18 protein-coding genes are annotated in these 18,674 nt (G+C 37.9%); 15 read left to right on the forward strand and 3 right to left on the reverse strand.

Annotated features, from left to right (window positions below):
- Window positions 1-723 carry a phosphoribosylformylglycinamidine synthase subunit PurQ gene (purQ, locus tag MRY82_00925; protein MCI5071491.1) on the forward strand — a complete coding sequence of 241 codons (723 nt, stop codon included), beginning with the start codon at window positions 1-3 and terminating at the stop codon, window positions 721-723.
- On the forward strand, window positions 708-1,637 hold the full coding sequence (meaB, locus tag MRY82_00930; GenBank protein MCI5071492.1) for a methylmalonyl Co-A mutase-associated GTPase MeaB: 930 nt from the start codon (window positions 708-710) through the stop codon (window positions 1,635-1,637). Before purQ ends, meaB begins: the two co-directional genes overlap by 16 nt.
- A gap of 97 nt (window positions 1,638-1,734) precedes the next feature.
- On the opposite strand, the gene MRY82_00935 is transcribed toward meaB, so the two are convergent.
- Complete coding sequence (locus MRY82_00935; protein MCI5071493.1) at window positions 1,735-2,229, reverse strand: hypothetical protein; 495 nt, start codon at window positions 2,227-2,229, stop codon at window positions 1,735-1,737.
- 176 nt (window positions 2,230-2,405) lie between these two features.
- Here MRY82_00935 and MRY82_00940 point away from each other — a divergent pair, with 176 nt between their 5' ends.
- The 6 genes from MRY82_00940 to MRY82_00965 all read left to right on the forward strand — a co-directional run bounded on the left by MRY82_00940 (window position 2,406) and on the right by MRY82_00965 (window position 6,736).
- Complete coding sequence (locus MRY82_00940) at window positions 2,406-3,236, forward strand: TIGR02147 family protein (protein ID MCI5071494.1); 831 nt, start codon at window positions 2,406-2,408, stop codon at window positions 3,234-3,236.
- Window positions 3,226-3,687 carry a hypothetical protein gene (locus MRY82_00945; GenBank protein MCI5071495.1) on the forward strand — a complete coding sequence of 154 codons (462 nt, stop codon included), beginning with the start codon at window positions 3,226-3,228 and terminating at the stop codon, window positions 3,685-3,687. The genes MRY82_00940 and MRY82_00945 overlap by 11 nt, the downstream gene beginning before the upstream one ends.
- A 93-nt stretch (window positions 3,688-3,780) precedes the next feature.
- Window positions 3,781-4,380 carry an HNH endonuclease gene (locus MRY82_00950; protein ID MCI5071496.1) on the forward strand — a complete coding sequence of 200 codons (600 nt, stop codon included), beginning with the start codon at window positions 3,781-3,783 and terminating at the stop codon, window positions 4,378-4,380.
- A gap of 15 nt (window positions 4,381-4,395) precedes the next feature.
- Window positions 4,396-4,662 carry a hypothetical protein gene (locus MRY82_00955; protein ID MCI5071497.1) on the forward strand — a complete coding sequence of 89 codons (267 nt, stop codon included), beginning with the start codon at window positions 4,396-4,398 and terminating at the stop codon, window positions 4,660-4,662.
- A 59-nt stretch (window positions 4,663-4,721) separates the two neighbouring features.
- Window positions 4,722-5,480, forward strand: coding sequence for a tol-pal system protein YbgF (ybgF, locus tag MRY82_00960; protein MCI5071498.1), 759 nt, complete (start codon window positions 4,722-4,724; stop codon window positions 5,478-5,480).
- A 41-nt stretch (window positions 5,481-5,521) separates the two neighbouring features.
- Window positions 5,522-6,736: a LysM peptidoglycan-binding domain-containing protein gene (locus MRY82_00965; GenBank protein ID MCI5071499.1), complete on the forward strand. Its 1,215-nt coding sequence runs from the start codon at window positions 5,522-5,524 to the stop codon at window positions 6,734-6,736.
- A gap of 13 nt (window positions 6,737-6,749) precedes the next feature.
- On the opposite strand, the gene MRY82_00970 is transcribed toward MRY82_00965, so the two are convergent.
- Entirely contained in the window at window positions 6,750-7,634 is an 885-nt protein-coding gene (locus MRY82_00970) for a hypothetical protein (GenBank protein ID MCI5071500.1), read from the reverse strand.
- 128 nt (window positions 7,635-7,762) lie between these two features.
- Here MRY82_00970 and dprA point away from each other — a divergent pair, with 128 nt between their 5' ends.
- Window positions 7,763-8,842, forward strand: coding sequence for a DNA-processing protein DprA (dprA, locus tag MRY82_00975; GenBank protein MCI5071501.1), 1,080 nt, complete (start codon window positions 7,763-7,765; stop codon window positions 8,840-8,842).
- 19 nt (window positions 8,843-8,861) lie between these two features.
- Here the strand turns inward: dprA and MRY82_00980 are convergent, their stop codons facing one another.
- Window positions 8,862-10,253, reverse strand: coding sequence for a hypothetical protein (locus tag MRY82_00980; GenBank protein MCI5071502.1), 1,392 nt, complete (start codon window positions 10,251-10,253; stop codon window positions 8,862-8,864).
- Window positions 10,254-10,388: 135 nt separating this feature from the next.
- Here MRY82_00980 and trmFO point away from each other — a divergent pair, with 135 nt between their 5' ends.
- The 6 genes from trmFO (at window position 10,389) to MRY82_01010 (ending at window position 18,635) form a co-directional block, all read left to right on the forward strand.
- Window positions 10,389-11,714: a methylenetetrahydrofolate--tRNA-(uracil(54)-C(5))-methyltransferase (FADH(2)-oxidizing) TrmFO gene (trmFO, locus tag MRY82_00985; GenBank protein MCI5071503.1), complete on the forward strand. Its 1,326-nt coding sequence runs from the start codon at window positions 10,389-10,391 to the stop codon at window positions 11,712-11,714.
- Window positions 11,715-11,838: 124 nt separating this feature from the next.
- Window positions 11,839-12,735 (forward strand): tyrosine-type recombinase/integrase, encoded by an 897-nt coding sequence (locus tag MRY82_00990; GenBank protein ID MCI5071504.1) that lies wholly within the window; start codon window positions 11,839-11,841, stop codon window positions 12,733-12,735.
- Window positions 12,736-12,774: 39 nt separating this feature from the next.
- The gene (locus MRY82_00995; GenBank protein MCI5071505.1) at window positions 12,775-14,544 is read left to right on the forward strand and encodes an Hsp70 family protein; all 1,770 of its coding nucleotides are present in this window, start codon (window positions 12,775-12,777) and stop codon (window positions 14,542-14,544) included.
- A gap of 2 nt (window positions 14,545-14,546) precedes the next feature.
- A complete protein-coding gene (locus MRY82_01000; protein MCI5071506.1) occupies window positions 14,547-15,713 on the forward strand; it encodes an alanine--glyoxylate aminotransferase family protein in 1,167 nt (388 codons plus the stop codon).
- Entirely contained in the window at window positions 15,694-17,277 is a 1,584-nt protein-coding gene (gene serA / locus MRY82_01005; protein MCI5071507.1) for a phosphoglycerate dehydrogenase, read from the forward strand. The genes MRY82_01000 and serA overlap by 20 nt, the downstream gene beginning before the upstream one ends.
- A 68-nt stretch (window positions 17,278-17,345) precedes the next feature.
- Entirely contained in the window at window positions 17,346-18,635 is a 1,290-nt protein-coding gene (locus MRY82_01010; protein MCI5071508.1) for an adenylosuccinate synthase, read from the forward strand.
- The last annotated feature ends 39 nt before the right edge of the window (window positions 18,636-18,674 follow it).

Consider the following 18,674-nt stretch of genomic DNA (forward strand, 5'->3'; position numbering starts at 1 on the left):
ATGACATTATCACAGGCAAAAAAAGCGCAAGTAGGGGTTGTGGTTTTTCCTGGAACCAATTGTGACCAGGAAACCTATCATGTGTTTGACACACTTATGGGACTAAACACTCAGTATCACTGGCATGACGAGGCTTTATCTGCAGAGGATTACAATCTTTTGGTTTTGCCTGGTGGTTTTTCCTATGGAGACTATTTACGTTCTGGAGCCATGGCCAAGTTTTCCCCAGCTTTAGAGAATATTCAAGATTTTATTGCCCAAGGGGGGCATGTTTTAGGCATTTGCAATGGTTTTCAAATCCTCTTGGAATTGGGCTTGCTGCCTGGGGCACTCACCCGCAACAAAGAGGCAAAATTTATCAGTGATAAGGTCTATCTTAAGGTTGAAAACAATGACAACCCCTTTTTGAACCAGTATCAACAGCAGCAAGTTATTCAGCTGCCCATTGCCCATGCCGATGGTCGTTATTATGCAGATGAAGAAACTTTAAACACCTTAGAAAATAAAGGCCAAGTGGTCTTAAGATACTGTGATCAAGACGGTCAACTTAATGATACAAGCAATGTCAACGGTTCAAAACATGCCATTGCCGGCTTGATCAGTGAAAATAAACAAGTAATGGGCTTGATGCCGCATCCCGAACGTTGCTGTGAAGCCGTTTTAGGGTGTGATCAAGGTAAAGCATTTTTTAATTCAATTCATAACTTATGGAACAAATCGTAAATCAATTGTTAGCCGGTGATAGACGGGCACTAGCGCGCTTGTTATCGATTGTTGAAGAACAAAATCCCAAAGCCTTTGACGCTTTGGAGTTATTGTGGGGTAAAAGTCAACAAGCTCCTAGCGTTGGGATAACCGGTCCAGCAGGAGCCGGGAAAAGTACTTTGGTGGATGCATCCATCAAACATTTGCGCGATCAAAATAAAAAAGTGGGTGTGGTGGCTGTTGATCCAACCAGTCCATTTACCGGTGGTGCTGTTTTAGGTGATAGAATTCGCATGCAGCGACACAGTGGCGATGAAAATGTGTACATCCGAAGCATGGGCAGTCGTGGTAAAACAGGCGGTATTTCTTTTGCGACCAGGGCTTTTATTCATCTTTTATCTGCTTTTGGTTTAGAAGAGCTTATGGTGGAAACCGTGGGCGCTGGTCAAAGTGAGACTTCAGTTGTTGAAGTGGTGGATACCACGGTGGTGGTCTTGGTCCCAGAAGCTGGAGATGCCATTCAAGCACTTAAAGCAGGAATGCTTGAAATTGCTGATGTTTATGTGGTGAATAAAAAAGACAGAGATGGTGCAGATCAAGTGGTGTTTGATATTGAATCCATGTTATCCATGGGTTCCAATAAAAGTGCATGGCAACCCAAAATCATTCAAACTCAAGCTACAAACGGTGAAGGTGTGGATGAGCTGTGGCAAGCCATCAATGAGCACAGGGCGTTTTTAAAACAAGATCAAAAATCAGAAAAAGAACTGTTACGTAGCCGCAAGCGTGAGCTCAGAGAACTTTTAGAGATGCTGCTGCTGTACAGAACACAAAAAATTTTGGATGAGGACAAGAGCCTTAAAGAAAAGCTAATTCAATCGGATTCACCCAATTTATATACATTGGCAGCAGCGCTGCTTAAAAACATATAAGTATTGATTAGATATTAAAATGCAACACAGTGTTTTGATGTGTTGCATTTAAAATATACATAGGGCTGTAACATTTTTTTTTAATGAAATAAAACTATTAAGGGTTGCATCCAGGAGTTTCATTTCTAGCGTTGTCAATAAAGATCTTGATTAGATCATGCATAGCTTGTCCGCTACCGTTTATAAATTTATAATATGTCTGATTGGGTGTTGAGCCAGTTAAAAAGTATATTTTTTCACCAGCAACGATAACATAAGCATTTGGACCGTCAGCAGAGTATACAGAACTATCTGCTATTGCATAGTTTGCTGAATCCATAGCAGTGATTAAGCTATCCATCATATCTGTATTTAAGGCATAGCTGATAGAGCATTGTTCAGTATTATCGGAATTGTGAATGTCTCCAGTGATGGTAGACTCTACAAGGTTCACTGTAATATTGTTGTGATTTACAAATCCAAGAGGGGTAAATCCACCGCCACTGTAATATTCAAAACTATCAAGTTCTTCAGTATTGATTGTAAAAGTCGACTGATCTGAACACGATGCTAAAAACATAAGACTTAAAAACATAGTTAAGGTTATTTTCATGGTTTTCTCCTTTTCCATCTCAGGGCATTATTTTATGTCTAAAATTATAAAGCGTATTAAAATTTGTTTGTGATTAAAGTGCCCCTTTTGAGAGATTTTTTTAACAAATGTTAAAAAATAGACTTGGATGTTGCGCAAGAGTGGAGTATTACTGATATAATAAAGAAGTAGCCACCATGAAAGAGATCAATTTATTTGCATATATGAACTATCGGAACTTCTTAAGAGATTTCTACCAGCTCAAAAAGCGCAATTCAAAATCGTTTAGCTATAAACTTTTTGCGGAAAAAGCAGGCTTAAACTCACCCAATTACATGAAACTGATTATGGATGGGAAGCGTAACCTTACTTACAAAAATTTAAGAGGTTTTTGTGAAGCCTTAGAGTTTGATGAAAAGCAAGCAGAATTTTTTAAAAATTTGGTCTTGTTCAATCAAGCCAAAACAGAAAAAGATAGAGCTTTTTATCAAAAACAAATGCGAGCTATTCTTGACCTGAAGCAAAAAAGTATATTGCAAAAAGATCAATACAGCGTTTATGCATCGTTTTATACCCTGGTGATTAAAGAAATTTTGTTGCTTAACCTTAAACAACAAAGTCCAAAGGCCATTGCAAAAAAGTTAAATTATGCACTTAGTCCAGAGCAAGTGAAAACAGCGCTTGAAGAACTTGAATCCCTCCATCTGATTAAGAAAAACAGTGATGGGAATTATAGACCTGTTGAGCAAAGCATGCAGACCCCAAACTTGATAAAATCCAGTAGAGTCTATGATTACTATCAACATCTCTTAAAGATTGCATCAGATGCCCTTAAAGAGCAAAGTGATGTGGAGCGTTGTTTTTCAACATTAACGGTAGCCGTTAATAAACAAGATTTACCCAAAGCATTTGAAATGATTCATGAATTTAGAGATCATTTAGATAAAATGTTTGTTAAATCAAAAAACTATAATGCAGTTTATCAGCTTTCAATACAGCTGTTTCGATTGGATAAGAATGATGAGTAAATATAGTATAAAAATGATTGGTACAATACTGGCAATCTTTATGTCTTCTTGTGGAACTGGGACAGGAAACCCCAGTATTGCTACACCAATTAGTAGTTTCAATAATTTACTGAATAACTATCAAATGGATTTAGAGGACCTTGATGGAGTGGATTGCGGTGTTGTGGATGAGTCCAGTAATCAGTCAGAACAAGATTCTGCAAAAGAGTGCTTTTTTACCAATCATTATAACGGTAACGTGTGTCAAGAAACGCTTTATTTTATAGACCTTAATAATGCTGTAGATCAGCGATTTATGGCCTACGTTAAAGGCAAAGCCAATTGTGATGTTCAAGTGAGAATAATCTCGACCGATTCAACTTTTTTTATCGGTGAGGCCGATATGACCTGTAACACTTCAAGTGTAAATTATAACTCTACTTTAGAGCCATACCAAGTCTGTAACCTTTAATTGTCAAGAACTTGACCTTAGGCTTAAAAATAGGGACAATAGAGACATGGTCTTAAATTTCTCTATCATGGAGCTTATCGTTTGACTGGAGTTATGGCAGAGTCCAAAGTCTTGGTGTTGAATCGTTGCTTTTCTCCGATTCACATTACGTCTTTAAAACGTGCAATTTGCATGATTTATATGGATGTTGCCAAAATCGTTGATGAGAATTTTCAGACTTTTGATTTTGAGTCTTGGTCAGAGTTGAGTGTTGCAAAGGATGAATCAGGTTTAGGCTTGGTGGATAAAATAATTAAAGTTCCCAGGGTCATTGTTTTACAAGTCTATGATAAATTACCCCGCAATACAGTTAAATTGAGTCGGCATAATATTTTTGTGCGCGATCAAAACACCTGTCAATATTGTGCAAAAGTATATCCTAAGTCAGAACTTAATTTGGATCATGTTGTCCCAAGAGTTAAAGGTGGGGTGACATCTTGGAAAAACATTGTGTGCAGTTGCATCAAATGTAACCTCAAAAAAGGTGGTCGCACTCCCAGTGAAGCGGGAATGAAGTTGCTCAAACAACCCAAAGCACCCAATTGGAAGGAAAGTTTATTTTTTTCAATGCGTAAAAAAGTTTATGCAGAGTGGAAACCTTTTCTCAATGTGGTAGATTACAGTTATTGGAATACAGAACTAGAACAAACTTAGGCGGAGATGGATACCATGAGTTTAATTAAAGATAACGAAGCAGCCAATCGTTTGGCTAGAGCCATTGCTTCTGACATTGCTTTGTACAATGAAGATAAAATCAAAAAAGGCATTGTTGAAGATAATTTATTTGAAGTGTTGAATGAAGAAATAGAAGAGGGTCGTAAGCATTACCAAAGTAAAGTTGATCCTGAAATTTTGCAAAGCTTTAATTTTTTTGAAAAAGCCTTGGTCGATGTTTTGATTCGTCGTGAAGGTCATTTACAATCTTCCATTTGGTAATTGAGAGTTGTTCAATGTTGACGCACATTAATACGAAATTTCTGTTCATAGGCTTTTTTATGCTGATTTTCTTCAGTGCGTGTGCATCTAAAACAGTGGCCATCAATAATTTAGAAGATGCAAAGAAAATGGATGACTTGCAAACACAAATAAAAATCTTAGAGAACCGTTTAGATCACGTCACAGATCAAATGAATGTTATGCGTGATGCCATGGAAACCATGCAAGTGAAGTCAGAACAGGCAAAATCGGACTATGTACCATTAGATGAGACACAAACCAATGCAACACTGAAAGTAGCGTCAGAAAATTTTTTAGGTGTGGGTCAGTTAAAACCGGTAAAACAAGCTAAATGGACCAATGCCGACTTAAAAAATAAGTACTCAAGAGCAGTAAAAACAAAAGCAGCACCCACAAAAAATAAGATAAAAAAAACCAACAAAGCCTTAAATTTGTACAATTCAGCTTATAAACTTTATCAAGTCGGTGAGTACAAAACAGCAAGAAAAAGTTTTTTAGATTTTTTAAATGACTATCCCAAACATACCTATGCAGATAATGCCTTGTTTTGGTTGGCAGAGTCTTACTACAATGAAAGCAATTGCCCACAAGCATTACTATACTATGAGCGGGTGTTGAGTGAGTATCCACAAGAAAATAAAATTCCAGAGTCATTGTATAAAAAAACAGCCTGTTTGATCAAAACCTCGCAAGAAGATGAAGCAAAGCAGTCTTTATTAAGCTTAATTAAAACTTATCCAGGGCATCCCAGTACACAAAAAGCCAAGAAAAAATTTTTGGCCAAACTTGTTAACTAAACTTGTATAAGTTACGGCTTTAAGAGACAATTGTATAAAGCATGAGAATTATAGTCAAAATGATGTTTGTTTGTCTGATGTTCATGAGTTTTGAATCACAGGCGCAAGCTTTAAACTCTCCCATTCCAAAACAACAACCTTCACAACAAGAAATATCAGATCAGCAAGCTGAAAGTAGTCAGCAGCAAACTACAACAATTCCTAACTATTCAGATATTGAAGTCTTGGGTCCACAAGGAGCGGCGTCCTCACAACGTCCAGGAACTTTACGCAATATTCCCAATCAAACCGGTGAATACATTATTGTGAAAGGCGATACCTTATGGGATATTTGTGATCGATTATTGGATAACCCTTGGTACTGGCCAAAGTTATGGAAACTCAACACCTACATTGAAAACCCACATTTGATTTACCCTGGTGACAAACTTTATTTTGATGAAGGGTCTAACCGTAGTTACCCTGATATGGGTTTTAGCAATAAAGACGAGGGTGGTAGAAGTAATCAGAATGCCTACAATGATCCTTATGCCAACAATGGTTTTTCAGGTAAGACCATTGTATACAACGATGGTTCAAAAATGGTGTTGCGCCCTATTTTTTTCTTGGCAGAAAAAAATTTAAAAATTCAAGGTCATATCAGTCATGCTCTGGCCAATAAAAGAGAGTTAACGGAAAGTGATCTTGTTTACATTAAAATGAAGCAAGGCATAGCTATGCCCAAGAAGGGGGATCGTTTTTACGTGGTGGAACATGTTTCCGAGCTGCATGCGCGGCAAAATACCCACTCAGGGAAATTGTATGGAAAAATTATACGCAAGAACGCGGTTATTGAAGTCAAGTCTGTTGGGGTCAACACTATTGAGGCTGTTATTATCAGCAGTGATTATGCCATTAAGCGTGATTTTGAATTTATTGCCTACCAACCACAAATTATCAGTTTTGATGTTGCAACAAGTAATAAAAATGTAAAAGCAAAAATACTAGGTGTCACCGATAACCAAATTATGATTCGTGATGGCGATTATGTGTTTATTGATATCGGTGAAAAAAGCCAATTAAAACCGGGAACCATTTTGTATGCGGTAAGAAAGGGAGATCCTTTGGTATCAGTAAAAGACAATAAAAACATGCCTGAGTTAACTTATGGCAAGCTGGTTTTGGTTGAAGTCTATAAAAACAGCTCTATGGCTTACGTCACCGATGTTCGAGATGCGCTAGAAGTGGGCGAAATTTTAAAAACTTTTGTAGAGTAATCTATTTTTTGCATTAATCAATATAGAGCTTATTTATAAAGTGATCTAAGTTTTCTATGGCTAGCAAATATAAATCATCAAAGTTATCAACCAAGGTTAAATTTTTTTCTAAAACTTTAACTTGGCCAGAGAATATCTCCTGATTAAAAAAATCAATTTGTCTGCTTATGCTTAATACATTTTGATTTGAAGTGCTTTGCATATGTTCTAGCTGCTTTTTAGATTGAATATTTTTATAGTTAGGTCCAGTGAGTCTAACGGCATTGAGTATAACATAATAAGTGTCTAATTCAGTGTCTCTGAGCATCGATAGACTAAAAAGAAAATTTTGTTGGTTTATGTTTATATATTTATAGGGATAAGTGTGCTGATATGGCGCTCCCAATGCTTCAATCTGCATTCTTCTTTCTTGTTGACGATTTCTAAAAAAAAGTTCGCCGTTGCCTAGAGATTCATTAATTTGATGTTGCAAAGGTAAAGTAGATAGTTTTTGGGTAGAGGGCATACGAAGATGAAAAGGCGGGGTAAAATCAATGATATAGTCTTTTCCATCAAAGTTGACTTGAACAAAGCTGTGATTTGACCATAGATTCAGTTCATCTTTTCCTGCAACCAGATTAATGTGAATGGTATGATTGTTAGAGTGATCTGATAAAAAATCAGTTAAATGGTTTTTTATATATACAGCTTGTCCATAACACTCATATCCATCTAAAACGTCTGAAAAATCATCATAAACTGTAAAGTAATTGCCACGATAATTGTTATGAATAGAAATGTCTTGAGTATTTAAAGCAAAACCATATTTTTCGGGCTTAATATTAGATCGAAGCTCTGTTATGGCATCAATTAAAAGTTTAGGCCACTGCTGTAAACTCTGAGCATAGGTGTTTTTCAAGGATATAAAAAAGATTAGTATCAAAAAATAACGCATAGCATTGTATTAATTGTTTTGCTAAGGGGCGTCAAGTTAAGATTTCTGATCCTGAACTTGACCAATAAATACATAAAGCATAGTTATCGGATGTGCAGCATGTATATTGGTTAGCGTATTCATTATTGCCAGGTTTGTCCTTGTTGAAAAAGCATCAGCTTTTACAGCAGTGTCAGAATTTTGCTGGTTTAGTGGAGCATTTAAAAAGCAAACAGCATCCAAATCCGCAAATAGAAAAAATAATAAACGACTTACCCGACTTACCTATAGAGCAAGCCAAGCTTGAAATGGAAAAACTTCAGCGGCATGGGGCATGGATGATGAGTGTTGAAGATGATGTTTACCCTCTGAGTTTAAAACAAATTGCAGATCCACCCTTGGTCTTATTTGGTCAAGGTGTTTTACCCCAATCGTATCAACATTACTTTGCAGTGGTGGGCACCCGGCGCCCATCGAGTTATGGCCAAAGAGTAGCAAAAAGTTTATGCAGAGATTTAAGCCAACAAGGTTTAGTCTTGGTGAGTGGTTTGGCTTTGGGTATAGACAGCATAGCACATCAAGTTTGTCTTGACCTGAATCAATCTACCATTGCAGTCTTAGGGCACGGTTTAGGAACCTGTTATCCCAAACAAAATGAAGTCATGATGCAGCAGATTTTATCTTCAGGTTGTGTGTTGACCGAGTATCTATATGACCAAAAGCCCAAAAATTATCATTTTCCACAAAGAAATAGAATTGTTGCCGGTTTATCAAAAGGCTTGTTGTTGATTGAAGGGGCAAAAAAAAGTGGTGCCAGTATCACGGCAAGATTGGCCATTGAAAACAATAAAGATGTGTATGCAGTGCCCGGAATGATTGATTCGCCAACGGCGCACACGCCCAATTTGCTTATTTCTCAAGGGGCTAAAGTAGTGTTATCAGCGCAAGATATACTGGAAGACTTTGATCTGCAATTGAATACCAAAGAGACCGACCAACATTTGAGCAATCAAAGCCTGAGTAGCTTACAAAAAGATATCATAAGCTACTTGAGTAAAGAAGAAGGCGTTTTTGATGAAGTCTTACAAACAGAGTTGGATGTAAGTGATCAAGATTTGTTAACAGCCTTGGTTGATTTAGAGCAGCAGGGCTTAATTGAGCGCCAGTTTAACGGCAGTTGGAGTAAAGTTTAAAGGCCATCATAAGCATTTCTCATAATGTCAGTTTGAACTGGTTTTTATGTTCAGAAGATTCTTCTGTTAAAGCGTCAATCGTGTAAGTTCCAGCTTCAAAATTGTTGTTTGTGAGTAACTGTTTTGTATAACTTTCTATATCCTGTAAAGATAGATTTTCTTTGGATAAGTCAAAAGATTCCAGCAATCCTCCTTGTGCAGAGTAAACCTTGATGTTTTCATAATAGGCGGCAGGTATTCTCATTCCTAAGTTTTTAGCCCACTGGAGCAAAGTTGTATTTTTCCCTTCAGCAGTGCCAAGTGTGCTTTGCCAAACCCAATTGGTATTACATGCCTCATCGTGGGCATTTTCACTGAGAATTTGAATGGATTCAATATCTTTTTCAGACAAAGTCGTGTTACCTGTTGATACATTCAGTATAAATTGATGCAATAGAGATAATGTCAGACTCCAATCATGCCCGGAACCCACCCATAAAAGAATGTTTTTTTCAGGATTGTTGAGCATCAATTGAGATAGTTTTTTTTGCATAAAAACTTCTCTAAAATGGTTAGTGATAAAGTTTCCAGCATAAAAGTACTTGTTTCGGTGCTTTTTATCAAACTCTTCATCGTAGTTGTAAGCTTCTGAAGTAAATAAAAGATCTGGACTAAGCCACTCAAAAGATTGACGAAATGGAGACGTTTCCTGCATCCAAAACTGGCTATTGTTCAAATTGTATTTTTTCCCATTTGAGGCAATAAATTTATCAAAATAAACATGCGCAATTTTTTCAATCAAAGCAATCAGCGGTTCGCTGTATTTCTCTCTTATTTCAAGGGTATCACCTTTCAATTGGATGTTAGAAAGCATTTGATTTAAATTTTTAAAATCAGCGTCTTTATCCTCCTCAATGTGGATAAAATCATCTAAAACCAAAGGCAAAGAATCTTTCGAAAAACTTGAAGATACTTGAGTGTAGATAGGAGTAATAGACTGTGGGTACGCTCCTTTTAAAATATAGTGCGCATGCTGTAGAAAATTTTTTATATCTTCTATGAAAGCTTCGTAACCATGGAGCGCACTGAGTTCAAAATATTGGTTGAGCATTAGGTTGCTATCGTAAGCAAGAACAAAGAGCAGAGCGTAGTTACGCAGAACTTCATCATCAATTTGCACAAAGAACTCAGATTGTTCTTCTTTATTGACCAGTTCCTTGGCAAAAATAGTATTAGACATTCCACTGTTGATATGAGTTTTAAAAATTTCTTCCATTTCAAGATGAGCGTTGTAGCATCCAACACCTTCAATGTCTCCGATATGCGCGTGTTCTGTGCCCCAGATAACAATGTTTCTTGCTTCAGCAGAAATATTGAACAGTAGGGAAAAAGATAGGATGAAAGATAAAATAAATTTTGACTTAAAATGCATAGCGTCATTTACCTTTTTCTGTGGTTTTTTGTCAAGCAAGAATTTAAATAATTTTTGTTGTACAGTTTTATATAGTTGTATTGAAAAAAATTAAGCGATAAGTGCATTAATCAATTACCAGGAGATATACAGTTTATGCAGAAAAAAATTAATGTTGTCGGTGCGGGTATGGCAGGCAGTGAAGCCGCTTTGTTACTGGCTAAAAAAGAGTTAAACGTAACTTTATGGGAGATGCGGCCCAAGGTTAAAACACCAGCGCATGAAACCGATAAATTTGCTGAAGTGGTCTGCAGCAATTCTTTGGGCGCGGATAATGAGTTTAGCGCCGGTAAAATCTTAAAAGATGAAATGCGCGCTTTTGGCTCCATTGTTTTAGAGGCTGCATTGCACTCGAGCGTGCCAGCCGGTAAAGCCTTGGCTGTGGATAGAGAGAAGTTTGCCCATTACATTACCCAAACCATCACAGAGCATCCAAACATTGAAGTTAAACGAGAAGAATTAAAAACAATCAATCCTGATGAGATCTATATCTTGTCCACTGGGCCATTAACATCAGATGCTCTAGCAGAATCCTTAAAACACTATTTAAACAGAGATTCACTGTATTTTTATGACTCTATTTCTCCAATTATTGAAGCCGATTCTATTGATTTAGATCAGTGTTATTTTGCCAGTCGCTATGAAGAAGATAAGGATGACTATTTAAATTGCCCTCTAAGCCAAGAGCAGTATGAAACCTTGATTGCAGACATTAAGGCTGCAGAAAAAGTGGAAGCGCATAACTTTGAAGAATTAAAGTGTTTTGAGTCGTGTATGCCCATTGAAGTGATTGTGGATAGAGGTGATCAGACTCTGGCTTTTGGCCCAATGAAGCCCGTAGGCTTGCCTGACCCCAAAACCGGAAAAATACCGTATGCCGTTTTACAATTGCGCAGAGAAAATGACCCAACCACCATGTACAACATGGTAGGCTTTCAAACTCGTATGAAATGGGGTGAGCAGAAACGTATTTTTAAAAAAATACCTGGATTGCAAGACGCCGAGTTTGTGAGAATGGGCTCTTTGCATCGCAATACTTACATTGATTCTCCAAACTTGCTCAATGATAGGCTGCAACTTAAAAGTCATGAGAACATTTATTTTGCCGGTCAAATTACCGGTGTTGAAGGCTATGTTGAGTCAGCCGCCATGGGACAATGGGCAGCTTTGACGGTTGCTTCACGTTTGACAAACCAAGACTTAACTGTTCCTCCCAAAGAAACCGCCATGGGAGCTTTGATTGCATATATAACTGAGGGGCCTTTACATGGTGACTTTGCGCCCATCAACACCAACTTTGGTTTGTTCCCACCTCTAGAGCTCAAAAAAAAGCTAAGAAAAAAAGACCGAAGAATTGCGCATTACAAGCGAGCCAAAGAACACTTTGAAGAATGGTCCCAAAAAGTAGCCGGTACCTTTTAGTATCTAAAAAAAATGATCCATGTTCATGCCTCAGAACTTGCCATACCCAAAGATGTAATTGATTTTTTGTAAATCAGAGCCAAGCAAACAGTGCCTTTTAAATAGTTTATGTTACACTTGTTTGGTGGATTGTTTAGATCAGTTTTCTAATTATATTTTGTACGAAAGAAAACTGTCCGAACATACGCATAGGGCATACAGCAAAGACATAAAATCATTTTTTATGTATGTTTTGGCGCAAGATACACTTAGTTCTATTGATCTTATTGTACTCAGAAAAGTGAATAAAAAACATTTACAAAACTACCTGGGTAAAATGCATCGAAGTCACAGCGGTAAATCAAGGGCGCGGATTTTATCCAGCTTAAAAACATTTTTTAAATATGCTCATGCAAGAGGCTGGATACAGGAAAAGTTTTATGAGTCTGTAGAGGGGCCAAAAGTTAAGAAAAAAATCCCCGTTGTATTAAGTGAAGAAAAAGTCTTAGAACTTCTTCAGCAGGCTAAGTTTAAAGAAAAAACTCAAACGCGAGACAAAGCTATTTTAGAGCTGCTGTATGGCTCGGGTTTGCGAGTGTCGGAGCTGGTGGCATTAAATTGGCTTGATCTTGACTTAGCGCTTGCGGAAGTTAAGGTTTTAGGCAAAGGCAAGAAGCAGCGCATGATTCCTTTATCGCAACCGGCTCGAAAATATTTATCAGACTTGCAAAAAAAACCAGAAGAACAGCTTGATAAGCCGGGTCAGGCAGTTTTTAAAAATTTACGAGGACAGCGGCTGACGGTGCGAGGGGTGTTTTATATTCTTAACCAATTGGCCTTAACGTGTTTGAGTCAAAGTCATATGAGTCCACATGTTTTAAGGCACAGCATTGCCACGCATTTGCTCAACAGAGGAACCGATTTAAGGTTAATCCAAGAGCTTTTAGGACATGAAAATCTTCAGACCACTGAAATTTACACCCAAACAAGTTTAGAGCATCTGCAAAATGTCTATAAAAAATTTCACCCCAAAAGCGGTTGAAAATAAGCTATTTTTCTTGGATGATGTAGAATTAACACAATGCTAGTTGGAATTGATTTAGGAACCACCAATACCAGTGTTTCGTATGTAGATAAAAAAGGTAAATTGAAGGTATTACAGCTTGGAGAGCAGAAAAAAACACTGCCCAGTGTTGTGTCTATTGTTGAGGGTGAAACCTATGTTGGTGAGAGTGCACAAAGACAGGCCCTGGTAAACCCTGGGCGTACCATTTTTGACGTTAAGCGCATGTTAGGTCGCAAGTTTACTGATATTGAGGTTCAAAACTCCTTATTAAAGTATCCTTACCGTCTTATTAAAGGTAATCGTAATCAGGTCAGGATTTTAATTGATAATCAAACCTACAGTGTTGAACAGGTTGTCAGTTTCATCTTAAAAAAAATCAAACATCGATTTAAAGAGCAGCTTGGCCAAGAAATCACAAACTCAGTGCTGACCGTACCGGCATATTTTAATAATATTCAGCGTAAAGCCATGTTGGATGCAGCTGAGCTAGCTAACTTAAAAGTAGAACGTTTGATTTCTGAGCCCACATCCGCGGCTATGGCCTATGGCTATTATCAGGAAGATAAGAAGAAAAATATTGCGGTGTATGATTTGGGGGGTGGAACCTTTGATATCAGTTTGCTTGAATTAGAAAATAATATTTTTAAAGTTTTAAGCAGTTACGGAGATACGTTTTTAGGCGGAAGCGATATAGACTATCATCTGTTTGAGCATTTATGTCAGGATATTTGGGAACAACACAAAGTTTATATCAAAGACAGTCCCGTTTTAACTTACAAGGTGCGCAGTGCCAGCGAAAACATTAAAAAAGAGTTGTCGGTGCATCGTAAAGTGTTGGTTGAGCTGCCTTTTTTAAAAGGCCCCAATGGCAAAGTTGTTAGCTATTCTAAAGAAATAAACCGGAAAACCCTTGAGAGTATGAGCCGAGCCATCATTGAAAAAACGCTGATTATTGTTCAGCAAAGCTTGGATAGAGCAGGTTTGAAAAAAACAGATTTAGATGATGTGGTTTTGGTTGGCGGGCAATGCAAAATGCCCATGGTTATGGACAAGGTAGCCAACTTTTTTGGTAGAACCGCAGCAAAAATTATCAATCAAGATGAAATTGTTTCCGCCGGGGCAGCTTTGTTTGGCGATGCTTTAACCCAAAAAAGAAAACATAGTATTGTATTAAAAGATGTACTGCCCCAAAGCATGAGTATTCGCAAAAACATGAGTATGAAACGTTTATTTAAAGCGGGACAAGCCTTACCTTTAAGTAAAACAGTTAAAATAGAGTTGGATGATCATGAGAAAGAACATACATTTTTTATTGATGAAGGTGAGCTTGCAGCAGAAAAACCTCCAGAAAACTTGGCCAGTGTAAAATTGAATACTGGAGGTTTTCAAAGTAAACAGTCTGTTGATATGACTTTTTCCATCAATGAAAGTGGTATTTTAAAAACGGAGCTTGCTTCAAGTAAAGACAATCAAAAAAAGCCACAACAACCTTATATTCAATCGCATGGCTTAAATCCAGATGAAATTAAACAGGTTAAAAACTCTATTGATACCAAGCTTGCTTCAACTCAACATTCTAAAGATTTGGCTGAAAAACAGTTAAAAGAACTTTTACAGAAAGTTCAAGGTATGTATTTAGATCAGAAATCATTGTTTAATATTGATCAACAGCATAAAATTGAAAGAATATTTAAGCTTGGGCCTGCAGTCCTAAATCATGGCGACCACGTAAAAATGCAAAAAATGTTAGAATCCTTGTATGTCTTGCAACAGCAGTTGGTGTAAAAATGATGAGTGATTCAAAACAAAAGGTACGTTTATTTACACCGGGTCCTACGCAAGTTCCAGACCAAGTTAAGCAGGTTATAACGCAATCTTATTTTCATCATCGATCACAGGAATTTGAGCAGTGTTACTTGGATATACAAAGCTTATTTAAAAAACTTTTAGGCGAAAAAACCAATACAGCTATTTTTACCAGTTCTGGCTCTGGAGCAATGGAAGCAACAGCAGCATCTTTTTTTAATGCTGGGGATGATGTTGTGGTGATTCATGGAGGTAAATTTGGTGAGCGTTGGCGTGACATTTGTTTGAATTATGCATTAAATGTCAAAGAGTTTGTTTGTCCTTGGGGCGAAAGTATTAATATTAGTGAAATAATGGACTGGGTAAAAGAGCACCAACCCAAAGCGGTTCTCATGCAGGCTTGTGAAACCTCAACTGGAGTTTTTCACCCAGTGTATGCTCTTGGCAAACTATTAAAAAAACTCGACACTCTGTTGATTGTAGATGCAATTACTGCCTTAGGCATTTATCCTTTTACCTTGGATCGTGATGGAATTGATGTTTTGATTGGGGGGTCACAAAAAGCATTGATGTGTCCACCAGGTTTAGCCAGTGTTACACTCAATGAAAAGGCACGTTTGAGTCTACTTAAATCAAGCCGTTCGTATTACTTTTCTATTCAAAAAGAGTTGAAATCACAAGTCACTGGCGCCAGCGCATACACACCTGCGGTGCCTTTGTTTTTTGGCTTGAGACAGGCACTGAGTATGATTTTAAAAGAGGGCATGGGCATTATTCATGCCAGACACAGCTTTTTACAAAGAGTCACTCGGTCTTACTTTAAAGCACAAGGTTTTGAGCTACTCAATAAAGATCATGATGCAGCCTTGGGACTGACAGCTGTTATGACCAAAGATGATTTTGATGTGCCACTGTTCTTACAACAACTTAAACAAAAATATGGCTTATGGTTGGCCGGAGGCCAAGGTGAATTAAAAGGCAGAGTATTTCGCTTTGCCCATATGGGTTATTGTTATCCTGATGATATGTCTGAAGCCTTAAACGATATTGATGCCTTTTTAAAAACTCAAGATTACTCTAGATCAGCGGCAATAGAGGAAGCAACTGTAGAGTTACAGCGGAGTTCATATGAAAATCCTCATTTGTGATTCTTTGCCGGAACATGTTGTTGCGGCTGTTCGAGCAATGGAGCAGCTTGAATTTATAGAAAAAGACCCAGATCATTTAAAGCAACAAATTATTGAGCAGGCTAATATCGTCATTGTTAGAAGTGCAACACAGCTTGATGCACAATTATTAAAGCAATGTAGGCAACTGCGCTTGATTGTTCGCGCAGGCATGGGCACAGATAACATCGATATTAAAGCTGCAACTCAAAAGGGCATTGCAGTTATGAATACACCTGCCAAAAATGCCAATGCAGCAGCTGAGCTAAGTATAGCTTTGATGTTTGCTTGCGCTAGGCATGTGGCGCAAGCCCACCAAAAAACACAACAAGGCCATTGGGACAGAAAATCTTTCATGGGCTATGAGCTTATGGGAAAGACTTTGGCTATAGTGGGCTTTGGCAATGTGGGTAGAGAAGTGGCCAAAAAAGCTTTGGCCTTTGGGATGAATGTTGTGGCTTATGATCCCTACATATCAAAAGAAAGTATGGATAAAGTTGGAGTTATAAAGCAAAGCTTGGATGAGGCTCTTAAACAAGCAGATGTTGTTTCTTTGCATTTAGCCCTTACAGAAGAAAGTCACTACTTGCTTAATACTGAAAAGTTAATGATGATGAAACCGCATGCTATTTTAATCAATGCTGCCAGAGGCGGTTTGATTGATGAAAAAGCTTTGTGCAAAGTGATGCAAAAAGGACACCTGTATGCTGCTGGCTTGGATGTCTATGAACAAGAGCCTTTGCCAGAAACCTCTCCTTTGCTTCAGTTATCTAATCTTGTTGTTCTTCCACATTTAGGTGCCTCCAGCTATGAAGCTCAAGACAATGTCGGTCTTGCAGTGATTGAACAATTAAAAGTTTATTTAGAAAAAGATTTGGTTGTGAATGGCGTCAATGTGCCGGCCATCCTGCCAGAAAGCTTTTTAAAATTAGGCAAGCTTTTGGAGTTAACAGAAAAAATGGCCTCGATGATGGCTCAAACCATTAAAGAACCCTTACAATCACTCAATGTTGCTTTCTCAGGCAGCTTATCGAATGAAGATCAAATGGCGTTAAAAGCGTCAGCATTGGTGGGAGCTTTGCGTCCTGTGTGTCAAGACTCCATTAACTTTGTTAATGTTGAGCTAGAGGCGCAAAAAAGAGATATTCACAGCTCCACCACAGTTTATGATGCATCCATAGATTATACCCATTGGATCAAAATTGAGTTAACCACTGCACAGAATACCTATTGTGTTGAAGGTGCGCTTTTAGGGCAGAGGCTACTTAAAGTCGTGTCTTGGAATGGCTATGCACTAGAGATTGAACCCAAGGGGCATATGCTCATTATTGAAAACAAGGATCAACCCGGCAACTTAGCCGCCTGGACAACAATGATTGGCCAGGAAAAGATCAATATAGAAGAGTTGTGTTTATCTTCAACCAAAAAAGACAGTGATTTAGCAATATCCATTGTTAGAATGAATCAGGCTTTGAGTAAGCAATGTTTGTCAGAAATATTAGACTTAGCCATGGTACACTCCGTGGAAACTGTTCATGTGCCATAAAGTTTTATATTTTTCTTTTTAAAACAGATTTTCTAGTCTTTTTTTACACGCATGTTAATAGTAAAAAAATGGCAAATGTAGTTGTTGTTGGCGCCCAATGGGGCGACGAAGGAAAAGGTAAAGTTGTTGATATTTTTGCGGAGCAAGCAGACTTGGTGGTGCGTTTTCAAGGAGGAAATAATGCCGGCCATACGCTTGTGGTTGAGGGTAAAAAAGTTGTATTGCATTTGATTCCTTCAGGAATATTACGAGAAAATACAGTGTGCGTCATTGGCAATGGCGTTGTGATTGACTTGGACGTCCTCAAGCAAGAAATTGATCAACTCAATGCTGCGGGTATTCCAATCAGTTCTGATAATCTTAAAATAAGTGAAAATGCTCATATTATCATGCCGTATCACAAGCAGCTGGACCTTGCGGCAGAAAAAAAACGCGGTGATGCTAAAATTGGAACCACGGGAAGAGGGATTGGCCCTTGTTATGTGGATAAAGTGGCTCGAGAAGGTTTGAGGATGGGTGACCTTTTATCTATGAAATGGTTTGAAAGTAAGCTTGATGCCATTGTTAACGGTAAGAATGAACTTTTGACCAAAGTCTATAACGAACCAGCTTTAGATAGTAAAGTAATGCTTGAAAAAATACAGGAGCATTGTCAGTGGGTGACAGATTATATCACCAATACGTCGCATTATATTTATACTGCAAAAAAAGCGGGTAAAAACATTTTATTTGAAGGGGCGCAGGGAACATCACTTGATGTTGATCATGGAACCTATCCTTTTGTGACGTCATCTAATACAATTGCAGGCTCTGCCTGTACGGGATCAGGCGTAGGTCCTAGCCATATTGATAAAGTTGTGGGCATTATGAAGGCCTATACTACAAGAGTGGGGTCTGGACCGTTTCCAACTGAACTGGATGATGAAGATGGCAGGTACTTACAAGAAAACGGCCATGAATTTGGTGCAACCACTGGAAGACCCAGACGATGTGGCTGGCTTGATGCAGTATGTTTGCAGCATGCTGTGAGAGTTAATGGAATAACAGACTTGGTGGTGACTAAACTGGATGTTTTAAATGGTTTAAAAACCATAAAAATTGCAACTTCTTATAAGGTTGATGGACAAGAGCATACGGAATTTATCGCCGATTGGAGAATTTTAGAAAAATGCGACCCAGTTTATGAAAGTTTTGAAGGTTGGGAGGCACTCCCAGAAAACTGTTCATCTAGAAAAGATTTGCCCAAAAATGCACAAGTTTTTTTAGATCGTATTGAAGCCTTAACTGAAGCAAAAATCAGCATGATATCTACAGGTCCAGCAAGAAAAGAAAGAATTATTGAGGCTACAATTTTTTAGTGCGATAAAAAGTGTGAAAAAAATACAGCTTTCCCTTGC

The organism is bacterium, from assembly GCA_022763185.1.
Lineage (GTDB): Bacteria > Bdellovibrionota_G > JALEGL01 > JALEGL01 > JALEGL01 > JALEGL01.